We start from the raw sequence: 22315 nt of genomic DNA on the forward strand, positions 1-22315 counted from the left end.
GTTGCCGAAACGGTCGGCAACTTACCTGCATCAACTCTGCTCATCCTGTCAGCTTTCATCCGGCGCCACCACCAGTGTGCCCAAGGGCGGCAGGGTGAGACGCAGTGACGCCGGGCGGCCATGCCACGGCTCGTCTAGGGCATTCAAATGTCCGCCATTGCCCACATTGGACCCGCCATAGATGTCGGCATCGGTGTTGAGGATCTCGCGCCAGCGGCCGCCATGCGGCACCCCGACCTGGTAATCCGAGCGGACCACGGGCGTCATGTTGCAAGCCACGACCACCGGCTTTCCATCTTTCCCCTTGCGGGTGAACAGGAAGACGCTGTTGTCGGCGTCGTTGTGCTCGATCCACTCGAAGCCAGACGGATCGCAATCGAGTTCATGGAGTGCCGGTGTATTCTGATACAGCCGGTTGAGATCGCCGATGAGCTTACGCAGGCCATCGTGCAGTGGGTCATCGAGCAGGTGCCAATCGAGCGATTGATCGTGGTTCCACTCGCGCTCCTGGCCGAACTCGCCACCCATGAACAGCAGCTTCTTGCCCGGGTGCGTCCACATGAACCCATAATAAGCCCGCAGATTGGCGAACTTCTGCCAACGGTCGCCTGGCATCTTGCCGAGCATCGAGCCCTTGCCGTGCACCACTTCATCGTGGCTCAGCGGCAGCACGAAGTTCTCCGAAAACCCGTAGTGGATGCCGAACGTCATCTTATGGTGATGATAGCGGCGATTGATCGGGTCTTCCTGCATGTAGGACAGGGTGTCGTGCATCCAGCCCATGTTCCACTTGTAGCCGTAGCCAAGTCCGCCATTGTAGATCGGGCGGCTGACCTGCGGCCAGGCGGTTGATTCCTCGGCGATGGTCTGCGTCCCCGGATGGCGTTCATAAACCAATTCGTTGGTGCGCTTGATGAACTCGATCGCCTCCAGGTTCTCGTTGCCGCCATGCTTGTTGGGGATCCACTCACCTGCCTTGCGGCTGTAGTCGAGGTAGAGCATGGACGCCACCGCATCCACGCGCAGGGCGTCGATGTGGTACCGGTCCAGCCAGAACAGCCCGCTCGCCACCAGGAAGTTCAGCACTTCGTTGCGGCCAAAATTGTAGATCAGGGTATTCCAGTCCTGGTGGAAACCGAGGCGCGGGTCCTCATGCTCGTAAAGGGCAGTGCCATCGAAACGAACGAGGCCGTGTGCATCCGACGGGAAGTGCGCGGGGACCCAGTCGATGATCACCCCCAAACCAGCTTGGTGCAGGCGGTCCACGAAGCCGGCGAATGCTTCGGGCGTGCCAAAGCGACTGGTGGGCGCGAACATGCCAATTGGCTGATAGCCCCAAGACCCGGCAAACGGGTGTTCGGTCACCGGCATCAGCTCGACATGGGTGAAGGCGAGGTCCTTGAGATATGGGATCAAGTGATCGGCGATGGCGTCGTAGTTCAGGGGCGTGCCGTCGCCCGCGGTGCGCCATGAGCCGAGATGCATTTCGTAGATGGCCATCGGCGCATCTAGCGCCTGGCGCTGCTGCCTCTGGTCCAGCCAGTCCTGATCCTTCCAGTCGTACTCTGGCAGGCCATGCACGATGGAAGCCGTCGCTGGGGCAACTTCCTGGTAGAAGGAGAACGGGTCGGCCTTAAGCGGCAGCCGCTCGCCATGCGCGCCGATGATCTCGTATTTATAGACTTCGCCGCGCTTCAAGCCAGGGATAAAGAGCTCCCAAACGCCGGCGCCGAGGCGCTTGCGCATCGGATGGCGGCGGCCATCCCAGGCGTTGAACTCCCCTACGACGCTGACGCGCCGGGCGTTCGGGGCCCAGACGGCAAAGGCGACGCCCTCGACCCCTTCCATCGCGCGCGGGTGAGCGCCGAGCTTCTGGTACTGATCGTGGTGACGGCCCTCTCCGAGGAGGTACTCGTCCAACTCGCCGAGCACAGGCGGAAACCGGTAGGGGTCTTCGATCTCCCAGCTCTGGTCGCCCGATTTCATCCGCAAGCGATAGTCGAACCGCTCCTTGCGGCCTTCCAGAACGGCAGAGAAGAAGCCTTCAGGATGAATACGCGATAGCGTGCCTGCCACTTTACCGCTCTTGCGGTCGAGCACTTCGATCTCGGTAGCCTGCGGTGCGAAGGCGTTCACGGCCACAGGCTGGCCATCACCACCCTGCATGCCCAGCACAACGAAGGGGTTGCCGTGCTGACCGGCGACGATCGCGTCTATATCTGCGGGGTATGCGGCGGGCCGCTCAGTATTTGCAACGTTCACTGTTCGCTACCTTCCGGTTGCAGCAGGTTTCGGATGCCCTCCAGCGGCACGGCCAACCATGTCGGTCGGTTGGCGAGTTCATAGCCCACCTCGTAGAAGGCTTTCTGGAGGAGAAAGAGGTCGGTCAGCGCCCGAGCGAAGTCGGCATCCTGTGGATAGGTCGACGTCTCGGCGCTGTGGGCTCGGTATTCTTCAAGGAAAGACCGGGCAAAGGTATCGTGCCAGAGCTGAGCCCTTTCGCGCGTGTGATCGCTGATCGTGCCAATCGCGTCCCGACGCAGATTGAGGGCCGTAGCGGCAGCATATTGGAACGACCGCAACATGCCCGCGACATCGCGCAGTGGCGATGACTTAGCGCGACGCTCCGAAAGCGGTCGACGGGGCTCACCTTCGAAGTCGATGATCATGAAATCGCCTTGGGCGACGAGCACCTGACCCAAATGGTAATCGCCATGAATGCGAGAGATCGCACCCGACGGCTGCTGCCGCGATGCAGCCTTCATGCGGTCGAGTAAGGACTCGCGCGCCGAGAGCACTTCGTCGGCCAAAGCAGCAACCTCCTCGGACAGACCGGAGCGAGCGCTCTTGAGGCTTTCAAGGACTGTTTCGGCTTCGTGGACGGCTTCATCAACCCAAGTCTTGAGTTGGTCCTGCGTGAGGTCTTCAGTCTTGAAGTCAGCTTTGTCGGTCTCCACGGCCAAGGCTCGATGCAGTTCCGCTGTGCGCTGGCCGAGCAGGCCACCCATGGCAAGGGAAAGCTCGAAATCTTGCTCACCCTCTGGTTCCTGCGGATCGCCGGTTCGGAGATCCTGCTCTTCAAGATCACGCACCAAGGCATCGGTGATCACCGCCCAGGCATCGCCCTGATTGGGGACAAAGGCGAATGCGGCCGCCAATGTGGTGAGCTCGTTATTGCTGGAGTTGTGCTCAATTGAACCCAGGAACGCAGGCGTGTTGGCAAAGCCGGCTTCTTCGGTCAGGAAGCGTGCGACCTCTACATCGGGCTGTTCGCCAGCGCGCAGCCGGCGGTAGAGCTTGAGAATGACCTTGTCGGCAAAGGCAATCGACACGTTGCTTTGCTCGACGCCAAGCGGCCGAGACTCCCCGAGATCCTCGATTTCGGAAAGGAGTGGGCCGCCACGGAAAACGACTTCTCCGTCGCTGCTGTCGAACGAGCCGCCTTGCCGCATAGTGGTTAGCAGCGTTTCCGCCAGCGCTTCATCATAGACGCCGTCGACCAGCGCGCCCACACGGGGGCCACGGCGAATCTTGGCAAGCGTATAGGAAAGCTTGGGTGCGCCCGTCTGCAGGTTTTCTTCGCCCCAGCGGGCGGTGATCGGCAGGAAGTAGCGCTGCGTTTCGCCACCGAGCTCAACATCGATGAACACCAGCGCGTGTTCGCTTTCCTTGAGCTCGATCAATGGCGTGATGCTCACACTCTCGATTGGCGTGTCCTTGGCGCCGAACCAGCGCTGCAGAGGCAGGAATTGCGGCAGGGTGTCCTGCTCAAGCTGTTTGCGTTCCCGACCCGTCAGCGCGGTCATCAGGCGCCCATCACGCGTGGTAACGGTGATGAATTCAGGCAGGATCTCCGGCAATTGCTCATGCCAGCGGGGCGCTTCACCTTCCTCGGTCAGCAAGAACCAATAAAAGCCGAAGGCGGGTAGGGTGAGCATGTAGGGCAGATCACCAATCGGCGGGAAGGGGGAACGACCCGTCAGCTCGATGGGAACCGCGCCCTTGTAGCGCGAAAGGTCAATTTCCACAGCCTGAGCCGTACGCGAGAGGTTGGCGACACAGAGAACTTTCTCGTTCTCTGTTTCGCGGACATAGGTCAGAACCTTGCGATTGCGTGGATAAAGCAGGGTCATCGTGCCCCGGCCAAAAGCCGGATGCTGCTTGCGCACTGCAATCATGCGTCGCGTCCAGTTCAGCAGGGAGGAGGGGTCACCCTGCTGGCTCTCCACATTGATGACCTGATAGCCGTAAACTGGGTCCTGGATGGCGGGCAGGTACAACTGCTGGGGATTGGCGCGCGAGAAATCGGCGTTGCGGTCCGCTGACCATTGCATGGGCGTGCGGACGCCGTCGCGGTCACCGAGATAGTAGTTGTCCCCCATGCCGATCTCATCGCCATAATAGACGATGGGCGTGCCGGGCATGGACATCAGGAGCGAATTCAGCAGCTCGATCTTGCGCCGATCGTTCTGCATTAGCGGGGCCAGACGTCGGCGGATGCCGAGGTTGATACGGGCTCTCCGGTCATCGGCATAAGTGCGCCAGAGATAATCGCGTTCCTGATCGGTTACCATTTCGAGCGTGAGCTCATCATGGTTACGCAAGAAAATGCCCCACTGGCAGTTCTCTGGAATTTCAGGCGTCTGCCGGATGATGTCGGTGATGGGGTGCCGGTCTTCCTGTGCCAGCGCCATGTACATGCGCGGCATCAGTGGGAAGTGGAACCCCATGTGGCACTCATCGCCCTCGCCGAAATAGGGGCGAGTGTCTTCTGGCCATTGATTGGCTTCGGCCAGCAGCATGCGGTCCGAATAGTTGCGGTCGAGTTCGGCCCGGATCTTTTTGAGGACGTCGTGCGTCTCGGGCAGGTTCTCGTTGTTAGTGCCGTCCCGTTCGATCAGGTAAGGAATTGCGTCGAGCCGCAGCCCGTCCACACCCATGTCGAGCCAATAGCGCATGACCTTGAGCACTTCGTCCAGCACGCGGGGATTGTCGAAGTTGAGGTCAGGTTGGTGCGAATAGAAGCGGTGCCAATAGAACTGCCCAGCGACCGGGTCCCAGGTCCAATTCGACTTTTCGGTGTCGGTGAAAATGATCCGGGTTTCCGGCCACTTCGCGTCGCTGTCACTCCAGACATAGAAGTCGCGCGCCGCAGAGCCGGGCTTGGACTCGCGGGCACGCTGGAACCAGGGGTGCTGGTCGGAGGTGTGGTTGATAACCAGTTCGGTAATAACCCGCAGCCCACGCCGGTGGGCTTCTGCGACAAAGGCCTTGAACTCCTTCATCGTACCGTAGGACGGGTTGATGGACCGGTAGTCCGAAATATCGTAGCCGTCATCACGCAGCGGCGAGGGATAAAACGGCAGCAGCCAAATAGCTGTGACGCCCAGCTCCTGCACATGGTCGAGCCGGCGCATCAGGCCGGCAAAGTCGCCAATGCCGTCGCCATTGGCATCCTGGAAAGCCTTGACGTGCAACTGGTAGATGATGGCATCGCGGTACCATTCGGTGTCCGCGCGATCGATCATGCCGTCTACCCGAGCATTGCCCCGCAGCTTATTCCGTCCGCTGCTGTCATTGGCTAGCTTGTCCATCATGTAGTCACTCCGGGCGCGATCAGGCGCCAAATGGCGTAGGGCTTATAGTAGGGGTCGAGCCGAATGCGGTGGTTCTTGCCGTACCAGGTCGAGCGGTAGCCGGTTACGACGTCCTCCACCTCGACGGCGGCATCATCGGGCAGGCCTAGTTCCCAAAGGGGCAATTCGTAGTCGGCTTCGTGGGCGTTGTGCGGATCAAGGCACACATGAAACAGCAGGAAGTCGGACATGTCGGCCGTCCGCTTGCCGTAGTAGAGGATGTTGTCGTTATAGGCCTTGTAGAACTGTAGGCTGGTGAAATCCTGCAGCGCCTTGTGCTCGCGGCGCAGCTTGTTCATCAGCTTGATGTCCCAGCTGATATTGTCGGGATGATCGAAATCCCAGGCTCGGATTTCGTATTTCTCGGAGTTGAGGTACTCCTCCTTGCCCGGCACGCCGGCCGCATCGCAGATCTCGTAGCCGTTGTAGAGGCCGTAATTTCCGCCCAGGGTCGCTGCCAGTACTAGCCGCGTTTGGAAGGCGGGGCGCCCACCATATTGCAGATAGAACGGGTTGATGTCGGGCGTGTTGGCGAAGAAGTTCGGCCGCATATAGTGCCGGCACTCCTCGGTGGTGAGTTCGGTCAGGTACTCCTCGATTTCCCACTTCACGTTGCGCCAGGTAAAATAGGAATAGCTCTGCGAGAAGCCGACCTTCGCCAAACGCTTCATGACCTTGGGGCGGGTGAACGCTTCGGCCAGGAAGATCGCCTCGGGATGGCGGCTCCGCACTTCCCAGATCATCCACTCCCAGAAGGGGAAGGGCTTAGTGTGAGGGTTGTCGACGCGGAAAATCGTCACGCCCTTGTCGATCCAGAACAGCACGATATCGCGCAGGGCGTACCAAAGGCTGGGTATGGCATCGCGGTAGAAGTGAACGTTGACGATGTCCTCGTACTTCTTGGGCGGGTTCTCGGCGAACTTGATCGACCCGTCCGGCCGCCAGTCGAACCATTCGGGATGCTGCTTAATCCAGGGGTGATCGGGGGAACACTGAATGGCGAAGTCGATCGCGACCTCAAGCCCATGGCGGCGCGCCGCCTCCACCAGATTGGCGAAGTCCTCGAAGCTGCCGAGTTCAGGGTGCAGCGCGTCGTGGCCACCTTCCTCGGAGCCGATGGCATAGGGGCTGCCAGGATCATCGGGCCCAGGGGTTAGTGTATTGTTGCGGCCCTTGCGGTTGGTCTTGCCGATGGGATGAATGGGCGGGAAATAAAGGACGTCAAAGCCCATGTCCTGCACATAGGGCAGTTGCTTGATGACGTCGTTGAAGGTGCCGTGCTTGCTTGCACTGCCCGATTGCGAACGCGGGAAAAGTTCGTACCAGGCGCTGAACGCAGCCGCCCGACGGTCCACATAAACTTCAAGCACCCGCTCATAGCGGCTGAGATTGGTGCGGCGGCCGGCCTGCTGCATCACCGCCATCAGATCGGAAGTGGTCAGCAGCCCTAATCGCTCCTCATCGCTCCGCGCAGCACCGAAATCGGCGACGCAGCGCTCGATAGCCCGGCAGTGCTCGGCACTGGGGGTAGGTGTCTGATTGAGCGCAGCCTCGATGAGGCGCTTGCCCTCTTCGAGCTCGAGCGAGATGTTCTGGCCAGCCGCGTGCTTCTTGGCCACCTCCTTGCGCCAAGTGGTGTAGAGGTCGCGCCAGGCAATGATCGTGTAATTGAAAAGACCAAGCTTGTCGGGGGTGAACGACGCCTGCCAGCGATCATTGACGATGAACTCCATGCGCACTTCGCGCCAGCGATCCTCATCGGCAGCCCGATAGAGCAAGGCGGCATCGATGGTGTCGTGCCCGTCGCCGAAGATGTCGGCCTGGATCTGGAACGCCTCGCCGACGACGCATTTCGCGGGAAAGCGACCACCATCGATTTCGGGATCGATGCCCTCGATCGCGATGCGGTTTTCCGCGAGCTTGGCGAGCAGCCCCAGCTCCTGCGCCTTGTTGGCGGGTAACTGGTAACTCGACAGGCCGGCGTCTTTGTCCGGGCCAGGTCCATTGCTGTGCATTGGGCAGTCTCCCCTCGTCTAAGTTGCCAACGCAGGGGAGCAGGTTTGGTTTCCCTTCTTGCGGGCAGGTGGACAGGCGCCGCGGTAAAGCAGCTCTTACGGCCTGTTTCTAAGGCGGTCCTGCTGCAACCGTGTGTAGGAAAGTTCGTTGCCTCTGCGCACTAGCCGGGAGCAAGACAATGACAGAACACACCGACAAGCGCTCACACCAAGGGGAAGGCCGCGGCCGTGGGGCGGAAAGTCCGCAGCAGATCCCTGCGAAAGGCTGGAAGGATGTGCTCTGGCGAACTTATCACGAGATCAGCGAGGACCGCGTGACGATGGTCGCCGCTGCCGTGACGTACTTCCTGCTCCTGTCCATGGTTCCTGCCCTTACGGCGCTGGTCTCGATCTACGGCCTCTTCACCGATCCGGCTACCGTAACCCAGCACATTCAGTCGCTCTCATCTTTTGTGCCCGAAGACGGCATGGCGATCATCGAAGAGCAGTTGACGCGTCTGAGCTCGACCGGTGGGACGACGCTCGGGTTCGCCTTGTTTTTCTCGGTTGGCATAGCGCTGTGGAGCGCCAGTGCCGGGGTGAAGAACCTCTTTGAAGCAATGAACATTGCCTATGAGGAGCGCGAGAGCCGCAGCTTCATCAAGCTCAACGCGACCGCACTGCTGTTCACCCTCGCCGGCCTGCTCGCCATCATCGCCATGATTGGCGTGGCCGTTGTGGTTCCTGTGGTGCTGAACGTCGTGGGGCTGGGCAGCGGCTTGGAATGGCTCGTTCAGATCGGGTCCTATGTTGTGCTGGCCCTGTTCCTGCTCGCCGGGATCGCGGCGCTCTACCGGTACGGACCAAGTCGTCAGCAGGCCGAATGGAAGTGGATCACCCCCGGCGCGCTGTTCGCCGTGGTGGCTATCATCGTGATCTCTATTCTTTTTTCTTGGTACACCAGCAACTTCGCCAACTACAACGAGACCTATGGATCGCTGGGTGGGCTGATCGCTCTATTGACCTGGATCTGGATCACCATGACGGTTCTCATCATCGGGGCCGAACTCAATTCCGAGACCGAGCATCAGACCCGCCAGGACACCACCATTGGCACCGACGATCCAATGGGTAGGCGAGACGCTACCGTCGCTGACACCCTCGGACGTACGGCCGGTGAGGACGACAGCAACGACCAGCACACCGAGGAATGGCGCGCCGGCTACAAGGCCGGTGCCAGCAAATACAAGCCTGAACGCCGCCGGTTCTCCGCCAGTTCGTTGCTATTCGCACTCCCCGCTGCGCTTGCCGTGTCACTCGTCGAACGGCGCAAGAAGCAGCAGCGCTGAGCCATCGGGTTCGCTCAATCGGCACCGGCTACATGCAACTTCGCAGCCTGGCCCGTGTTTGCCTCAGAGAACGGAGACTTACCGAAATGAAGATCGCCTCACCATTCCTCCTTGCGCTGCTGCCTGTTCTGGCTGTCGGCTCCACCCTGCCTGCTCAGGCACAGGAAGCCGTCTATGCCTGTTCCAGCCAGCAGGAGCTCGAGCAAACCATCGCCAGCGACGGCTCAATCCTACCGGAGAACTGTTCCACGCTGACGGTGACCTCCCTCGAAAGCCAAGGTGAGTCGCTGTGCTTGCTGCAGTTGGAGGCCTCCGAAGAGGATCTGCTGGGATCGCTCCGCGATGCCGCCTTGTCCTCGGAATGGTGGGTGCGCTGCGATGCACTCGGCGCGGCACTGGTCCGCTAATTCTTGAAACCTACCAAAAGGAGCTCGACCATGGCGAACGATCCTAAGAATACCGGCCGCCCAATTGACCGCCTCAAAAGGGAAGCTGGCCGCGAGAGCCAATCCGGCAATCCGGTCGATGAATTCGAACTCTCATCCGACGTCCAGGGCAAGAACTCGCTTCAGGGCAACGATCAGGAGTCGGTGAACAACGAGCGTCACGCCCAGGCGGAAGGCAAGGGCGAAACCGACGGCATCATCGAGAGCCACGAGAAGCTCGACAAGGATGTGCGCGCCGAGCGCGACCTCGGCAAGGGCAATCGCTCCAGCTGATCGGAATACGGGGCGCTCAGCGCCCCGTTTCACTTACGGCATGAGTTGTCCGCCGTTCACCTCAATCGTCTGACCGACGACGTAGCTCGACAGCGTCGCGGAGGCGAGAAAAAGATAAGCCCCCGTACATTCATCCGCCACGCCCAACCGACCGGCGGGGATTGTCGCACGCTGCGCTTCCAACTGGGCTTCAGTGGAATAGCGCTCGTGGAACCGGGTCGTGATCACCCCAGGCGCAACCGCATTGACCCGAATACCGAGCGGGATCAGTTCCTTGGCCATTCCCCGCGTCACATTGGCGATAAACGCCTTGGATGAGCCATAAAGGCCAGCGCCGTTGCTGGCGCCGTTCCGAGCGGCAATGGAGGTGGTGTTGATGATAAACCCGCCCCGTTGCTTGAGGTGGGGAACTGCCGCACGGCACGCGGCAAGCACCGAGCGCGCATTGAGATCCATGATCTGGTCGTAAAGCTCGTCGGTCCAGTCCTGGTAGAGCTGTCGAGCCACCATTCCACCGGCATTATTGATAAGCCCATCCAGTCCGCCGAGCACTTCAGCGGCTTGTTCCACGGCGCGGCTCATCGCAGCAGAATCGGACGCGTCAGCCCGCACCAGTTCAACAGTGCCGCCGGAACCGCGTATGTTCTCGGCCAAGGCAGTGGCCGCATCCTGGCTGGAATTGTAGTGCAGTCCCACCTTGGCTCCTTGTGCGGCGAAGGCGCGCGCCAAGGCTGCGCCAATGCCGGTAGAGGCGCCGGTGATCAGTACCGCCTTGTCGGCGAGATCGGGAATGGTGAGTTGAGGCATGTGCGAACCTGGGTTCATGATGTGCAATCATGGCTATTGGTCGCAGGTGGCGGTGTCAAACTCGACGTGTAGGTGTGGCTAGGTTCATCCTCCGGCGCATCCCTCTCCGCACAGTTCCGCGCGGCCGCGCCCACGGCAGATGGGGTGCTGTCGCTAATGTGCGAGTGCCTGCCACGCGTTGGAGTGGCAGGTAGATAGGGCCGATACCCAGATCGTCATCGGCTGCGGTTCATCGCCGTCGCAACCGCGATCCGCGAGGATCGACTTAACGTTGTCAGGTCCCACGCTAGTGATTTCCTCGTAGACCCAGGGGGCGATCCTCGGCAGTTCGTTCAAGGCGAACTTGTCCGTGAGCGGGTCGGGTACGCGGTCGATGCTCGAAGCAGGCATAGCAAATCTCCCCATTGTACTAGGTCCAATGCCGCGCGTTCACACTCAGTTCCGCCCTCCGGGAGTTGTGACCGTGCTGCCAACTTGCTTTGCTCGCGTAAATCCTTCTTGCTAGCCGAATGGATTTCAGTCGTGAGTTGGTGAAATGGTCGAAGTGGTAAAGCCGGTGGTAGGCGGTGGCCCTAAGAAAGTGCTCTATACCCTGGCCACCATCGGCCGAATGGGAGTCGGCAAGGCAGCCAAAGCACTGACAGCCAAGAACGCCTGCAAAGCCTGCGCCTATGGCATGGGCGGGCAGCGCGGCGGCATGACCAATGAGCTCGATGAGTTTCCCTCGGTCTGCAACAAGTCGGTGCAGGCCCAATCCAGCGACGTGCAGCCTGCAATCCCGCTGCCGATCTTTGATCACCCGCTGACCGACCTGCAAGAGCTGACCGGCAAAGAAATGGAGCACCTCGGGCGCTTGGGGACGCCGCTGTTCAAACCAGCCAATGCGGACCGGTTCACGCCCGTGTCATGGGACTTTGCTCTTGAGCATGCCGCGGGGAAACTGCGGGAGACACAGCCCAGCCGAAGCTTCTTTTATTCCTCCGGCCGTTCCTCCAACGAGGCGGGCTTCGTTTTTCAACTTCTCGCGCGTGCCTATGGAACAAACAACGTCAACAATTGCTCGTATTACTGCCACCAGGCAACGAGCGAAGGCTTGGCGACCACGATCGGCAAGGGCACTGCCACAATCGAACTCGAAGACCTCACCGGTGCCGACTTGATCTTCGTGATTGGTGCCAATCCATCCTCAAACCACCCGCGCTTCATACATATGCTCAAGAACTGTCGCGAGAGCGGCGGGCAGGTGATTGTCATCAATCCGGCCAAGGAACCGGGATTGGTCAAGTTCGCCGTACCAAAGTCGCCCAGTTCGATGCTCAAGGGCGGTAGCGATATAGCCTCGGATTACCTGCAGCCCAGGATTGGCTCGGACATCGCTTTGCTTAAGGGACTGGCCAAGGCTGTTCTGGAGTTGGGCTTGGAGGATCGAACCTTCATCGCAAACCACACCCAGAACTTCGACAGGTTTCTAGCCGATCTGGCGGAGCTCAGCTGGGATGATATCACAGCCACATCCGGGCTCGGCCGCGACGAGATCGTCCGGGTCGCCGCAAACTACGGACGTGCGAAGAACGCCGTCTTTGCCTGGGGCATGGGCATGACTCATCACGTGCACGGCGTGGAGAACGTGGAGGCAATCGCCAATCTCGCCATGCTGCGCGGCATGCTTGGGCGGCAGTTTGCAGGCCTGCTGCCCCTCCGCGGCCACTCGAATGTGCAGGGTATCGGCACCATCGGTGTTAAGCCGGTGCTTGCCAAGGATGTGCTGGCGAAGATGGAAGCAAGCTTCGGCGTGAGCTTTCCGCAAGAGCGCGGCTACGACACCATGGCCTGTCTCAAGGCGGCCGAGGCCGGCGAGATCGATAGCGCTGTGATCATGGGCGGCAACCTTTGGGGGGCTACGCCCGACACAGCCTTCGCCACGCGCGCGATGAGCGCCGTCGGTTTCAAGCTGTTTCTCACCACCACGCTCAATATGGGGCATGTGCATGGCCTGGGTGACGGGGAGGTGCTGATCCTGCCGGTCACTGCGCGAGACGAAGAGTGGCAGCCCACGACGCAGGAGTCGATGTTCAACTATGTGCGCCTCTCCGATGGCGGCATATGTCGGCTGGAGAATACGCGGCCGGAAAGCTGGATATTGTGCGAAATCGGCCAGCGGTTGCTGCCGCAATCGGCCATCGATTTCAAGGCGTTCAGCGGTCATAGCCGCATAAGGGAAGCCATCGCCGCGGTGGTCCCGGGAATGGAAGACCTTGCGGATATCGATGTCGCCAAGCGGGAGTTCCACATCAAGCAGCGGGTCCTGCATACGCCCCAATTCGGTACTGCGGACGGCAAGGCCCACTTCGTCGTGACCCCCATGCCAGTCCTGCCACAGGAGCGCCTGACGCTCGCCACCGTGCGGAGCGAAGGCCAGTTCAACACGATCATCTACGAAGAGAAGGATAGCTATCGCGGCAATGCTGGGCGCCACGCCGTCTTCCTCAATCGCGGTGACATGGAGCGCTTTGGCGTGGAGGAAGGGCAGAGCATAACAGTCGCGTCGGCGGCAGGTCGCATGCCGGGCGTCGCGACGGCCTTCGATCTCCCTCCCGGCAGTGCCATGGCCTATTACCCGGAGGCCAATGTGCTTGTGGGCACCGAAGTTGATCCCCGCAGCAAGACGCCAGCGTTCAAGTCAGTTTCCGTCTGGCTGGAGAGCGCTTAAGGCAGGGCTAGCTGACGGAGCCCGGCGGCATTTCCTGACCCGCTAGCGTCGAGACGAAACGCTTGGTGCGCTCCTTCACGGGGGCGACAAAGACCTCACGCGCGGGACCACTCTCGATGACCTCGCCGCCATCAAGGAAGACCACTTCGCTGGCGATCGTTGCGGCAAGCCGCAGGTCATGCGTCGCCATCAGCATGGTGGTGCCTTCGCGCGCGAGTTGAGCGAGGACCTCGACCACTTCGACGGCGAGTTCCGGGTCCAGCGCTGAAGTCGGTTCATCACAAAGAAGTACTTTGGGGGAGGGCGCCAGTGCCCGGGCGATGGCCACGCGCTGCTGCTGCCCGCCCGAAAGATTGGAGGGCCAGGCGTCGGCCTTGGGCGACATGCCCACCTTTTCCAGCAGCTCTAAAGCGCGAGCACGCGCCTTCTCCCTGGGCCAGCGCAGTACGGTCACGAGGCCTTCCATGACGTTCTCCACAGCAGTCAGATGCGGGAACAGTTGGAAATTCTGGAACACCATGCCGGTCTTGCGGCGTAAGGCCAGAACTGCCTTGCGATCAGCCTTCGCTCCGGGACGGAACTCCAGCACCGCATCATCGATTTGGACGCGCCCCGATTGCGGCAGCTCGAGCAGGTTGACGCACCGCAACAACGTGCTCTTGCCGCTGCCGGATGGCCCAATCAGCGCCGTCACGCCACCTTCGCGGACGGTGACGCTCACTCCGTTGAGAACGCGTACGCCACTAAAGCTCTTCTCGATGTTTTCGAGCGTGATCATGACGAGGCCTCGATATAGCCGCCATAGCGCGACAGGCGCTTCTCAAGCCTGCCTTGCAGCCCCGATAGCACTGAACTCACCACAAGGTAGATCAGTGCGACCTCGATATAGAGGATCAGCGGCTCATAGGTGGTGGCCACGATCCGCTGCCCCGCACGAAAGAGCTCCGGCACCGTAATGGCGGCGGCAAGGGATGTGTCCTTCACCAGGGAAATGAACGTATTCGACAGCGGCGGCACGGCGATGCGGCTGGCCTGGGGCAGGATCGTGCGGCGCATAGCCTGCGGCCACGTCATGCCGATCGAATAGGATGCCTCCCATTGCCCTTTTGGCACCGAGCTCAGCACGGCGCGGATGATCTCGGAGGAATAGGCGCCCACATTCAGCGTGAAGCCGATCAGGGCCGCCGGAAAGGCATCCAGCACGATCCCCAAGCTCGGCAGGCCATAAAAGATCAGGAAGAGCTGCACCAGCAGCGGCGTGCCGCGGATGATCCAGACATAGAACCGCACAATGGCCGCGAGCGGAGCGGGTGCAAAGAGCCGTGTCAGCGCGGCGAAAAAGCCGAGGCCTAGGCCGAGCACAAACGAAAGCAGGGTCAGCGGCACGGTGAAGACGAGACAGGCCCACAGCAAGGAGGGCAGAGACTCGATCATCAGGGAAAGCCAGTGGGGCATCGCGCGCTTTCGTCAGGTCAATAAAAAGGATCGGCCGAGGTCTCGGCCGATCCTGCAGTCGAGTTGTTCAGATGAGCTTACTGGGAAACGTCTTCCCCGAAGTACCGCTCCGAGATGTCGGCATAGGTGCCATCTTCCTTGATCTCTGCCAAGGCTTCGTTGATCGCCTCGAGCAGTTCGGGCTTGCCCTTGGCGAGCAGGACACCAGAGAAGTCTGCATCCTCCTGCGTTGCGGCGATCTTGACGCCGGCATCGGGCTGCTGCTTGCGGAAATCATAGAACGAGAGGCTATCGTTGATGGTGGCGTCGGCGCGGCCCTGCAGCACCAGCGCGATCGACTGGTCGAAGCCCTCGGTCGGCACAACCTCGGCCCCATATTCCTGGGCCATCTTGCCGTAATTGCTGGTCAGCGTCTGTGCAGCACGCGTGCCGGCGAGGTCCTCGAAGCTTTCGATGTCCTGATTGTCTTCGCGCACGACCAGGGCAGCCTTGGAGGCGATATAGGGCTCGGAGAAGTCGTACTTGGCCTGGCGTTCCTCGTTGATGCCGACCTGGTTGATCACGACGTCATAACGGTTGGCGTCGACACCGGCGATCAGTCCGTCCCACGGACCTTCGACGAACTCAGCCTCAACCCCGATGCGCTCGGCGATCTCGCGGCCGATCTCCACATCGAAGCCGACAAGAGCGCCGGTGCTGTCGTGATAGGTGAATGGCGCATAGGTGCCTTCGGTGCCGATCCGCAGCACGCCTGCGTCTTGAACCGTCTCAAGCGCCGACTGCGCGAGGGTCGGCGTCGCCAGGGCAAGGTTCAGGAGGCCGAGAGCGAGCAGTGACTTTCCGAGCTTCATTTGTTTCTCCGTATCGGTTCGGCTGACCGCCGATTGTTGCGCCAGAACCTGCGCTTCCGCAGCGTCGGTTTCAATCGGCTGGGAAAGTGTTTCCTCCAGCAGCGAGTTCCTGCACGTGCATGCCTATTTAGCTTTCCATTCGAGACGGCTTTTACGCGGGTTGAGGAGTTCGAAGCAAAAAACCACCTCGGTGATCCGGCAATCCACCTGCGCTCTGGCCCCTCACCGACGGGTTGATCCGGGACAGCGCCTTCGCTACATGGGGCGCAACCGAAGAGGACAAGTCCATTGCGTGCGGAAATCGAAAAGACCGTCGCCGAAATCGAGCAGGTTCTGACCCTGCTGAGGAGGCATCTTTGACTGGGATACTGCTGAACTCCGTCTCGATGCGCTGACAGCGCAAACCGAATCTCCCGACTTCTGGAACGATCCGGAGAAAGCGCGCCAGGCCATGCGTGAGCGCGACGAGCTGGACGTCGCCGTTAAGTCGGTGCGCGAACTTGAAGCGGGCATCCGCGACAATGTCGAACTGATCGAACTGGGCGACGCCGAAGGCGACGCCGAAGTCGTCAAGGACGCCGAAGCAGCGCTTGTCGAACTCAAGGCAACCGCCCGGCGGCGGCAGATCGAAACTCTTCTCTCCGGAGAAGTCGACAGCAACGACTGTTACGTCGAAATCCACTCCGGTGCCGGTGGCACCGAGAGCCAGGATTGGGCGAACATGCTCCTGCGCATGTATACGCGTTGGGCTGAACGCCGGAAGATGAAGGTCGAGACCATCGAAATGCACGATGGTGAAGAAGCTGGTATCAAGTCCGCGACCATCCAGATCAAGGGTCACAATGCCTATGGCTGGTTAAAGACCGAAAGCGGTGTTCACCGTCTCGTGCGCATCAGTCCCTACGACTCGGCTGCGCGCCGTCACACCAGCTTTTCCAGTGTCTGGGTTTATCCGGTGGTCGATGAAACCATCGACATCCAGATCAACGAAAGTGATCTCAAGGTCGACACCTACCGCGCGTCCGGTGCTGGTGGTCAGCACGTGAATACGACCGACTCCGCCATCCGTATAACTCACGTGCCCTCTGGCATCATTGTCGCCTGTCAGGCCGAGCGGAGCCAGCACAAGAACCGCGCCACGGCCATGAACATGCTGCGGGCTCGTCTATATGAGATGGAGTTGCAGAAGCGGGAAGAAGCGGCCAACGCACAGGCGGCCAGCAAGACCGATATCGGCTGGGGGCACCAGATCCGATCCTATGTTTTGCAGCCCTATCAGATGGTCAAGGACCTGCGGACAGGCGTCGAGAGCGGCCAGCCCGCGGTGGTGCTCGATGGCGACCTAGACGCTTTCATGGAATCGGCTCTGGCCCAGCGCGTCGGCGCGGCGACAGATACAGGCGCGGACGACTAGCGACCGCTACCCCAGCCAGGCGATCAGGCGTTTACCGGCCTCGAGAAACTTCTTGGGATCGATTGCAGTGTCAGAGCGACGGACTTCGAAATGGAGGTGGGGGCCGGTGGACCGACCGGTCGACCCCACTTTGGCGATCGGAGTTCCAGTGTTGACCTGCTGTCCCTTGTCGCTGAGGAAAGCCGACAGGTGCGCATAGCGCGTTACCAAGCCGTTCGCGTGTGTCACCTCAACGATATTGCCATACCCGCTGCGTCGCCCCACGTAAGTCACGATGCCTTTGCCAGCACTGAGGACCGTAGTCCCGTTCGGTGCAGCGAAGTCGAGTCCGGAGTGGAAGGCCCGGCCGCCCGTGAAGGGGTCCTTGCGATTGCCGAAATTTGAGCTCTGCCGAAAATTGCCGGCAATGGGCATATGGATCGGTGCGCCATCGATGCTCTCGCGCGCCGCCTTGTAGCGGGCGAGGGCGGCCATCACGGCATTGGCATCCTCAACCATTGGCGAGGTATCGGCACCAGATGTTGGTGTGAGCAGCGGGCCACCCATGCTGGTTTGGTCGTCTGGAAGCGACACCGGGATGCCAAGCTGCGTCAGTTCGGCGACGATGTCGTCGGTCCGCTGGGTGGCTGCTTCGGCAATTGCGGTCATGGCGTGCTGGGTTTCACCCATCATTTGGGCGATCGCCGCTGATGTGGAGTTTATGTCGGGATTGCCGCTCGGCCGCAGCGCGAGCCGAAGACTATTCGGCTCGCTGAGGTCGCCTGTTGCAACCGCACCGATTCCGAGTTCCCCAGCCTTGTCCACAAGGGCGCGAACGAGCTGGTGCTGTTCCAAGAGCACCTCTTGCTGCTGCGATAGCTCCTGCAACTGCAGGTTTATATCGCCGGCCTGTGCATAGCTGCGCGATTGGAGGCGATCAATCTCGACCCGCAGCTGCGCGATTCTGTCCTCATAGGCCTCGACGACCTGCTCGCTCTGGCGATTGAGGAGGCGGGAGATATCTGGTGCGAGGAGAAAAGCCGTGCCCAGCATGGCATTGCCTGCAAGGAGCAGCGCGAACATGCTGTAGAATAGCGCCGGGTGCACACCGTGTCGGGCGGCTGGAGCAGAAGCGGCAACACCAAAACCGGCCTGGTTGCGCATCCCTCACTCTCCAACGCGAAACAACAACATAGTGAGCAGACAATGAGCGAGTTTGGTTAATAAAGCCTATGAGCCGTGCTCGGCTTGGTGCGCCGTAGCTCTCTCCAGCATTATTTCGGCGTGACCCCGTATCCGGGTGGCTCGTACGATGCTGGCAATTCGCCCCTCCCGATCAATGAGGAAGGAGGTGCGAACGAGGCCCATGAATTCACGACCATAGAGCTTCTTCATCTGCCAAAGACCAAACGCCTTGATCGCGACAAGGTCCGGATCACTGGCGAGCGGAACGGTGAGGCCATGCTTGCTTCGAAACTTGCGATGACTTTCAACCGTGTCGGGCGAGATCCCGACCAAACGGGCGCCCAAGGCCGTGAACTGTGGAAGTAGGGCCGAGAACTCCTGATTTTCCTGCGTGCAGCCCTCTGTGTCGTCCTGCGGATAGAAAAACAGCACTACGGGAGTACCCCGCAGGGCGGAGAGCTTGCAGACGCCGCCCTCATCAAGAGGCAGTTCGAAATCAGGGGCGAGGTCGCCCTCCTTGAGGTCTGTCAACCGCCTCTCCACCACTAGGTTGTTGCTCCACGATGTTGTGGGCTGTTGGTGCCATATTCCAGCCGGTATCATTGGGCAAGGGACCGCTTTCTGCGGTTGATTCTTGGCACCTGCCTCTCGAATGCCAGCAGTGCCCCCATTGGAACGAAGTGAGCGCGTCAACCATCTCCGCAGACAATTCCGGCTCGCTCCCTGCGCCTGATGGACGGAGGCCAGCGCGTCTCGCTCTCAAAATCGCGGTGTGGGTTCTTGGGATCCCGGCGGCTCTGTTGCTGCTGCTCTATCTCGTTCTTCTCGTCACCCCCGTGCCATTACCCTTTGGCAGCAATGCTGCTGCCAGCTTCGCTCGCTCGGCCATGCCTCCTACGGGTCGGTTGGAGCTAGGGCAGATGGCGCTGGCGCTGGAAAACGGCGTCTGGCCGGTTTTGCGCTTTGCTGAGGTGGAAATGACCGACAGCAAGAGCGGCGCCAAGATCGGCATGGACGCACTCGAGGTGGGTTTCTCGCCGGCGCGCGCATTGATCGGACAACCGGGTGCCAGCATCACACTGGTCGAGCCGCATATTCAGATCGTGCAGGATCTTTATGGTCCGCGCGTGACTACGCTTGAGATAGTGGAAGATGCGGCTGGAGGGCCCCCTACGGTTCGCGTGCTCGAAGGTCAGGACAGTTTCCCAACGGTCGGAATTTCAAACCAGGGCCTCGCATTGGGGGACACTCCTGCGACCGTCACCATGCGCTCCGACAACGATTGGCTGGTCTACAATCTGGAGGCGGCAGAGCAGGCCGTGGCCGACATCCTGGTGCAGGCTGCACAGGGGCGGTTCTCCAAACTAGTCATCCGCGGCGGCACTCTGGACATGAGCGACTCCGTCTATGGACTGTTTCGCCGCTTCGACGACATCGACGTGACCTTACGGCCATCGCGGGACCTGCGGGAGGTGCGCGGAACCTTTGCCGCGACGTTCGGCGGGGAGGCCATGACCGGCACCTTCGGCCGAACGCTCGGCGAGGATGGCGGTTCGCGGCTCGAAGCGGACATCACCAATATCGACTTTTCGGCGTTCCTCCCCTTCATCGACGACGCGACGAGTGTCGCCGCAGTGAGAGGTGCTGGAGCGCTTTCCATTGATGTCAACTTCAATCCTGCCGGTGGCAAGCTGGTCGGCGGGCGCTTCAAGGTCGATATGACCGGACTTGATCTGCGCATTCAGGACGATCACTTCCCTATTGCCAGCTCCATCATGGACATCGAGTGGACACCGGACACAGGGCGCTTCCTGCTGGAGGAAACAGCGTTGCAGATCGGCCAGAGCTCGGCTCGGATATCGGGCATCTTCGGCATGGGGCTGGACCGAACTTTCGGCCCGACCGTCGGGATCAAGCTCGATGCCAGTGATGTCCATCTTCATCCCAACGATGTGGCAGCGCCTTCCGAACCGTTTGACCAGATCGAGTTCTCGGGGTGGTCAGCGCCGCTGTACGGCGCTTTGGGGATCGATCAGTTGGTAGCCCGCAAGGGTGATGCAACGGTGGAGACGATGGGGCGCATCGACATGCTTCAGGCTGGCCTCGGCATCGAGATGACCTTAGCCGGCCAAGGAGCGAGTGCCGACGACGTCAAGCGCCTGTGGCCCTATTTTCTGGGGACAGAAAGCCGTGATTGGTTTGTGGCCAATGTGACGGAAGGCGAAGTCGCCAGCGCCCTCATGGAATTCAACTTTCCCGTGGGCTCGCTTGGTCTCGAAGGCGAGGACAAGCCCATTCCCGATGGCGCCATGCAGATCGAGATGGTCGGGATTGGCGTCGCCGTCAAACCAACCGCCGCCATGGCGCCAATCGCCATTGATGGCCGGACACGCTTGCAGGTCGATGATGCCGATGTGACCATCTCTGCCGGCGGCGGCAGGCTTACAACTGCTGATGGCGGCGAGATCGTGGTGCGCAATCCAGCGCTGATCATGGACAATTCGACTCCGGGCGAAAACCTCATCGAGATCTCGGGAGATATTACCGGGTCGATACCCGCCATTCTTGCACTTGTTGAGGAACAGCAGCCCGAAGCGCTCGCAGGCGCGGATCTGCCCCTCGATCTCAATGGGCTCTCTGGGGTGGTTGATCTGGGTCTGGTTGCCACCATCAAGCCGCCTGACGCGGCGAGTGGGCGTCCTCTGGACATCGGTTATGTCCTCAATGGCACAGTCGAAGACTTTGGGAGCGCTGCACCCATTCAAGGTCGAACCATCGACAACGGGCAGCTGGTTTTCAGTGCTTCCCAGCAGGGTTATCAGCTCAGCGGCACCGCCGAGATCGATGGCATGGAGGCGGCCATCGAGGTGGCGGGCACACCCACTTCCGAGCCCACGTTCCGCCTTGCTTCCACGGTTGCAGTGGAAGACCTCGCAGCGATGGGCTTTGACGCTTCGGAGTTCCTGGACGGCGAGGTGGCTTTTGTCGCTCAGCCTATGGCCGATGGAGCCCTCCAGATGGAGGTCGATCTGGAAAACGCCTCTTTGAACATCAAGGACTTGGGCATCAGCAAGGCGCGCGGTACGCCGGGCACCTTGTCCGCGACCATCCGGCAGGATGAGGAGGTCACGGCTTTGGAGGATATCGAGCTGGCCTTCGGGACGGTTCGTGCCGAGGGAGCGATCGATTATCATGCCACTGAAGGCCTGCAATCGGCCGAGTTCAGCCAGTTCGGCCTGAGCGAAGGCGACAGCGCGCAGATCACGCTCAGCCCCATTGATGGGGGATACAGCGTCCAGGTCCGGGGCGAGCAACTTGATTTAAGACCAATGCTCCGTCAGTTCTTCGGCCTCAATCAAGGCTCTGGCGGTGTGCAGGCCACGCAGATCGAACAAACACTGGCACTCGATGTGCAGCTCGAACGGGCGCTCGGGCACTACGCCACCACCGCCTTCAATCTTGACCTCGATCTGCTGCTGCGCGGCAGCGATATGCGCCGGGCCAATCTCACGGCCCAGTTCAGCGAGGGCAACAGCATCTCGATCACCACCAATCCGGCGCCGCGCGGGCGCACGCTCAGCGTCGCCTTCAACGACGCCGGGACAATCCTGCGCCTGCTCGGGGTCTACTCCCAGCTAGCAGGTGGTTCGGGCAATCTCGTCATGACCACCGACCGCGATGCGGATGTGGAGGCGGGCAAGCTGGTGATGCGCAACTTCTCGATCGTCGACGAGGCGAATGTGGCAGAAGTCCTCGGCAATCACTCCGATTCCAGAGCGGCGATCGCGCGGGAAAACCGGCTCGACTTCAATGTTGCCGAGGTTGACTTTTTACGACGGTCAGACCGGGTGGAAGTAACGAATGGGATGCTGACCGGTGCAACAGTGGGTGGCACAATGCGGGGCTTCATCTACACCAATCAGAGGCAGTATGACCTCACCGGCACCTATGTCCCGCTGTTCGGGTTGAACAACGCATTCCAGCAAATTCCCCTTTTGGGCCCGCTACTTGGCGGCCGCAACGGGGAGGGCCTGGTCGGCATTACCTTTGCCGTGCAGGGCCCACTCGACAATCCCCAGTTCCGCATAAACCCGCTCTCGGCCCTGGCTCCAGGATTCTTCCGGGAATTGTTCGAATTTCGCGCCAAAGAGCAGCCGCAGGCGGAATAGCAAAGAAAAGCCTCCGTTATGAACGGAGGCTGAATGGATTTTTCTGA

Annotated in this window: 16 protein-coding genes; 6 read left to right on the forward strand and 10 right to left on the reverse strand. The window is 60.7% G+C overall.

Annotation, left to right across the window (positions count from 1 at the left end; genetic code table 11):
• Window positions 1-48: 48 nt before the first annotated feature.
• From glgB to QOV41_RS10535, 3 genes are all read right to left on the reverse strand, one after another.
• The gene (gene glgB, locus QOV41_RS10525) at window positions 49-2262 is read right to left on the reverse strand and encodes a 1,4-alpha-glucan branching protein GlgB (RefSeq protein ID WP_284576433.1); all 2214 of its coding nucleotides are present in this window, start codon (window positions 2260-2262) and stop codon (window positions 49-51) included.
• Window positions 2259-5528, reverse strand: a complete 3270-nt coding sequence (gene treS / locus QOV41_RS10530) for a maltose alpha-D-glucosyltransferase (protein WP_284581272.1) — start codon at window positions 5526-5528, stop codon at window positions 2259-2261. The genes glgB and treS overlap by 4 nt, the downstream gene beginning before the upstream one ends.
• Window positions 5529-5593: 65 nt before the next feature.
• Window positions 5594-7651, reverse strand: a complete 2058-nt coding sequence (locus QOV41_RS10535) for an alpha-1,4-glucan--maltose-1-phosphate maltosyltransferase (RefSeq protein ID WP_284576434.1) — start codon at window positions 7649-7651, stop codon at window positions 5594-5596.
• 179 nt (window positions 7652-7830) lie between these two features.
• On the opposite strand from QOV41_RS10535, the gene QOV41_RS10540 reads away from it, so the two are divergent.
• The 3 genes from QOV41_RS10540 to QOV41_RS10550 all read left to right on the forward strand — a co-directional run bounded on the left by QOV41_RS10540 (window position 7831) and on the right by QOV41_RS10550 (window position 9698).
• On the forward strand, window positions 7831-8979 hold the full coding sequence (locus tag QOV41_RS10540) for a YihY/virulence factor BrkB family protein (RefSeq protein ID WP_284576436.1): 1149 nt from the start codon (window positions 7831-7833) through the stop codon (window positions 8977-8979).
• 86 nt (window positions 8980-9065) lie between these two features.
• The gene (locus QOV41_RS10545) at window positions 9066-9386 is read left to right on the forward strand and encodes a hypothetical protein (RefSeq protein ID WP_284576437.1); all 321 of its coding nucleotides are present in this window, start codon (window positions 9066-9068) and stop codon (window positions 9384-9386) included.
• Window positions 9387-9416: 30 nt separating this feature from the next.
• Window positions 9417-9698: a hypothetical protein gene (locus tag QOV41_RS10550; RefSeq protein ID WP_284576438.1), complete on the forward strand. Its 282-nt coding sequence runs from the start codon at window positions 9417-9419 to the stop codon at window positions 9696-9698.
• Window positions 9699-9731: 33 nt separating this feature from the next.
• Here the strand turns inward: QOV41_RS10550 and QOV41_RS10555 are convergent, their stop codons facing one another.
• On the reverse strand, window positions 9732-10526 hold the full coding sequence (locus QOV41_RS10555; RefSeq protein WP_415926772.1) for an SDR family NAD(P)-dependent oxidoreductase: 795 nt from the start codon (window positions 10524-10526) through the stop codon (window positions 9732-9734).
• A gap of 132 nt (window positions 10527-10658) precedes the next feature.
• Window positions 10659-10895, reverse strand: coding sequence for a hypothetical protein (locus QOV41_RS10560; RefSeq protein ID WP_284576442.1), 237 nt, complete (start codon window positions 10893-10895; stop codon window positions 10659-10661).
• Between the two features lie 145 nt (window positions 10896-11040).
• On the opposite strand from QOV41_RS10560, the gene QOV41_RS10565 reads away from it, so the two are divergent.
• Window positions 11041-13215: an FdhF/YdeP family oxidoreductase gene (locus QOV41_RS10565; protein ID WP_284576444.1), complete on the forward strand. Its 2175-nt coding sequence runs from the start codon at window positions 11041-11043 to the stop codon at window positions 13213-13215.
• Between the two features lie 7 nt (window positions 13216-13222).
• Here QOV41_RS10565 and QOV41_RS10570 read toward each other — a convergent pair whose 3' ends face one another.
• From QOV41_RS10570 to QOV41_RS10580, 3 genes are all read right to left on the reverse strand, one after another.
• Window positions 13223-13993, reverse strand: coding sequence for an amino acid ABC transporter ATP-binding protein (locus QOV41_RS10570; RefSeq protein WP_284576445.1), 771 nt, complete (start codon window positions 13991-13993; stop codon window positions 13223-13225).
• Entirely contained in the window at window positions 13990-14670 is a 681-nt protein-coding gene (locus QOV41_RS10575) for an amino acid ABC transporter permease (RefSeq protein ID WP_284576446.1), read from the reverse strand. Before QOV41_RS10575 ends, QOV41_RS10570 begins: the two co-directional genes overlap by 4 nt.
• Window positions 14671-14747: 77 nt before the next feature.
• Complete coding sequence (locus tag QOV41_RS10580; RefSeq protein ID WP_284576447.1) at window positions 14748-15521, reverse strand: amino acid ABC transporter substrate-binding protein; 774 nt, start codon at window positions 15519-15521, stop codon at window positions 14748-14750.
• Window positions 15522-15809: 288 nt separating this feature from the next.
• Here QOV41_RS10580 and prfB point away from each other — a divergent pair.
• Window positions 15810-16935 (forward strand): peptide chain release factor 2 gene (gene prfB / locus QOV41_RS10585; protein ID WP_284576449.1). Its coding sequence is split into 2 segments (ribosomal slippage): window positions 15810-15878 and window positions 15880-16935, totalling 1125 coding nucleotides; the frame shifts between segments, so codons are not numbered across the junction.
• 6 nt (window positions 16936-16941) lie between these two features.
• On the opposite strand, the gene QOV41_RS10590 is transcribed toward prfB, so the two are convergent.
• Both QOV41_RS10590 and QOV41_RS10595 read right to left on the reverse strand, forming a co-directional pair.
• Window positions 16942-18078 (reverse strand): M23 family metallopeptidase, encoded by a 1137-nt coding sequence (locus tag QOV41_RS10590; protein ID WP_284576450.1) that lies wholly within the window; start codon window positions 18076-18078, stop codon window positions 16942-16944.
• Window positions 18079-18144: 66 nt separating this feature from the next.
• A complete protein-coding gene (locus tag QOV41_RS10595) occupies window positions 18145-18630 on the reverse strand; it encodes a peroxiredoxin (RefSeq protein ID WP_284576452.1) in 486 nt (161 codons plus the stop codon).
• Window positions 18631-18899: 269 nt separating this feature from the next.
• On the opposite strand from QOV41_RS10595, the gene QOV41_RS10600 reads away from it, so the two are divergent.
• Window positions 18900-22268 (forward strand): hypothetical protein, encoded by a 3369-nt coding sequence (locus tag QOV41_RS10600; protein WP_284576453.1) that lies wholly within the window; start codon window positions 18900-18902, stop codon window positions 22266-22268.
• The last annotated feature ends 47 nt before the right edge of the window (window positions 22269-22315 follow it).

Source organism: Devosia sp. RR2S18 (genome assembly GCF_030177755.1).
Lineage (GTDB): Bacteria > Pseudomonadota > Alphaproteobacteria > Rhizobiales > Devosiaceae > Devosia > Devosia rhizosphaerae.

What these genes read in the sequence shown, in the direction of transcription:
- QOV41_RS10550 (WP_284576438.1), top strand. Translation starts at nt 9,417, where the DNA reads ATGGCGAACGATCCTAAGAATACCGGCCGCCCAATTGACCGCCTCAAA.
- QOV41_RS10580 (WP_284576447.1), bottom strand. Translation starts at nt 15,521, where the DNA reads ATGAAGCTCGGAAAGTCACTGCTCGCTCTCGGCCTCCTGAACCTTGCC.
- QOV41_RS10570 (WP_284576445.1), bottom strand. Translation starts at nt 13,993, where the DNA reads ATGATCACGCTCGAAAACATCGAGAAGAGCTTTAGTGGCGTACGCGTT.
- QOV41_RS10590 (WP_284576450.1), bottom strand. Translation starts at nt 18,078, where the DNA reads ATGCGCAACCAGGCCGGTTTTGGTGTTGCCGCTTCTGCTCCAGCCGCC.
- treS (WP_284581272.1), bottom strand. Translation starts at nt 5,528, where the DNA reads ATGATCGATCGCGCGGACACCGAATGGTACCGCGATGCCATCATCTAC.
- QOV41_RS10575 (WP_284576446.1), bottom strand. Translation starts at nt 14,670, where the DNA reads ATGCCCCACTGGCTTTCCCTGATGATCGAGTCTCTGCCCTCCTTGCTG.
- QOV41_RS10535 (WP_284576434.1), bottom strand. Translation starts at nt 7,651, where the DNA reads ATGCACAGCAATGGACCTGGCCCGGACAAAGACGCCGGCCTGTCGAGT.
- QOV41_RS10565 (WP_284576444.1), top strand. Translation starts at nt 11,041, where the DNA reads ATGGTCGAAGTGGTAAAGCCGGTGGTAGGCGGTGGCCCTAAGAAAGTG.
- QOV41_RS10545 (WP_284576437.1), top strand. Translation starts at nt 9,066, where the DNA reads ATGAAGATCGCCTCACCATTCCTCCTTGCGCTGCTGCCTGTTCTGGCT.
- QOV41_RS10540 (WP_284576436.1), top strand. Translation starts at nt 7,831, where the DNA reads ATGACAGAACACACCGACAAGCGCTCACACCAAGGGGAAGGCCGCGGC.
- QOV41_RS10560 (WP_284576442.1), bottom strand. Translation starts at nt 10,895, where the DNA reads ATGCCTGCTTCGAGCATCGACCGCGTACCCGACCCGCTCACGGACAAG.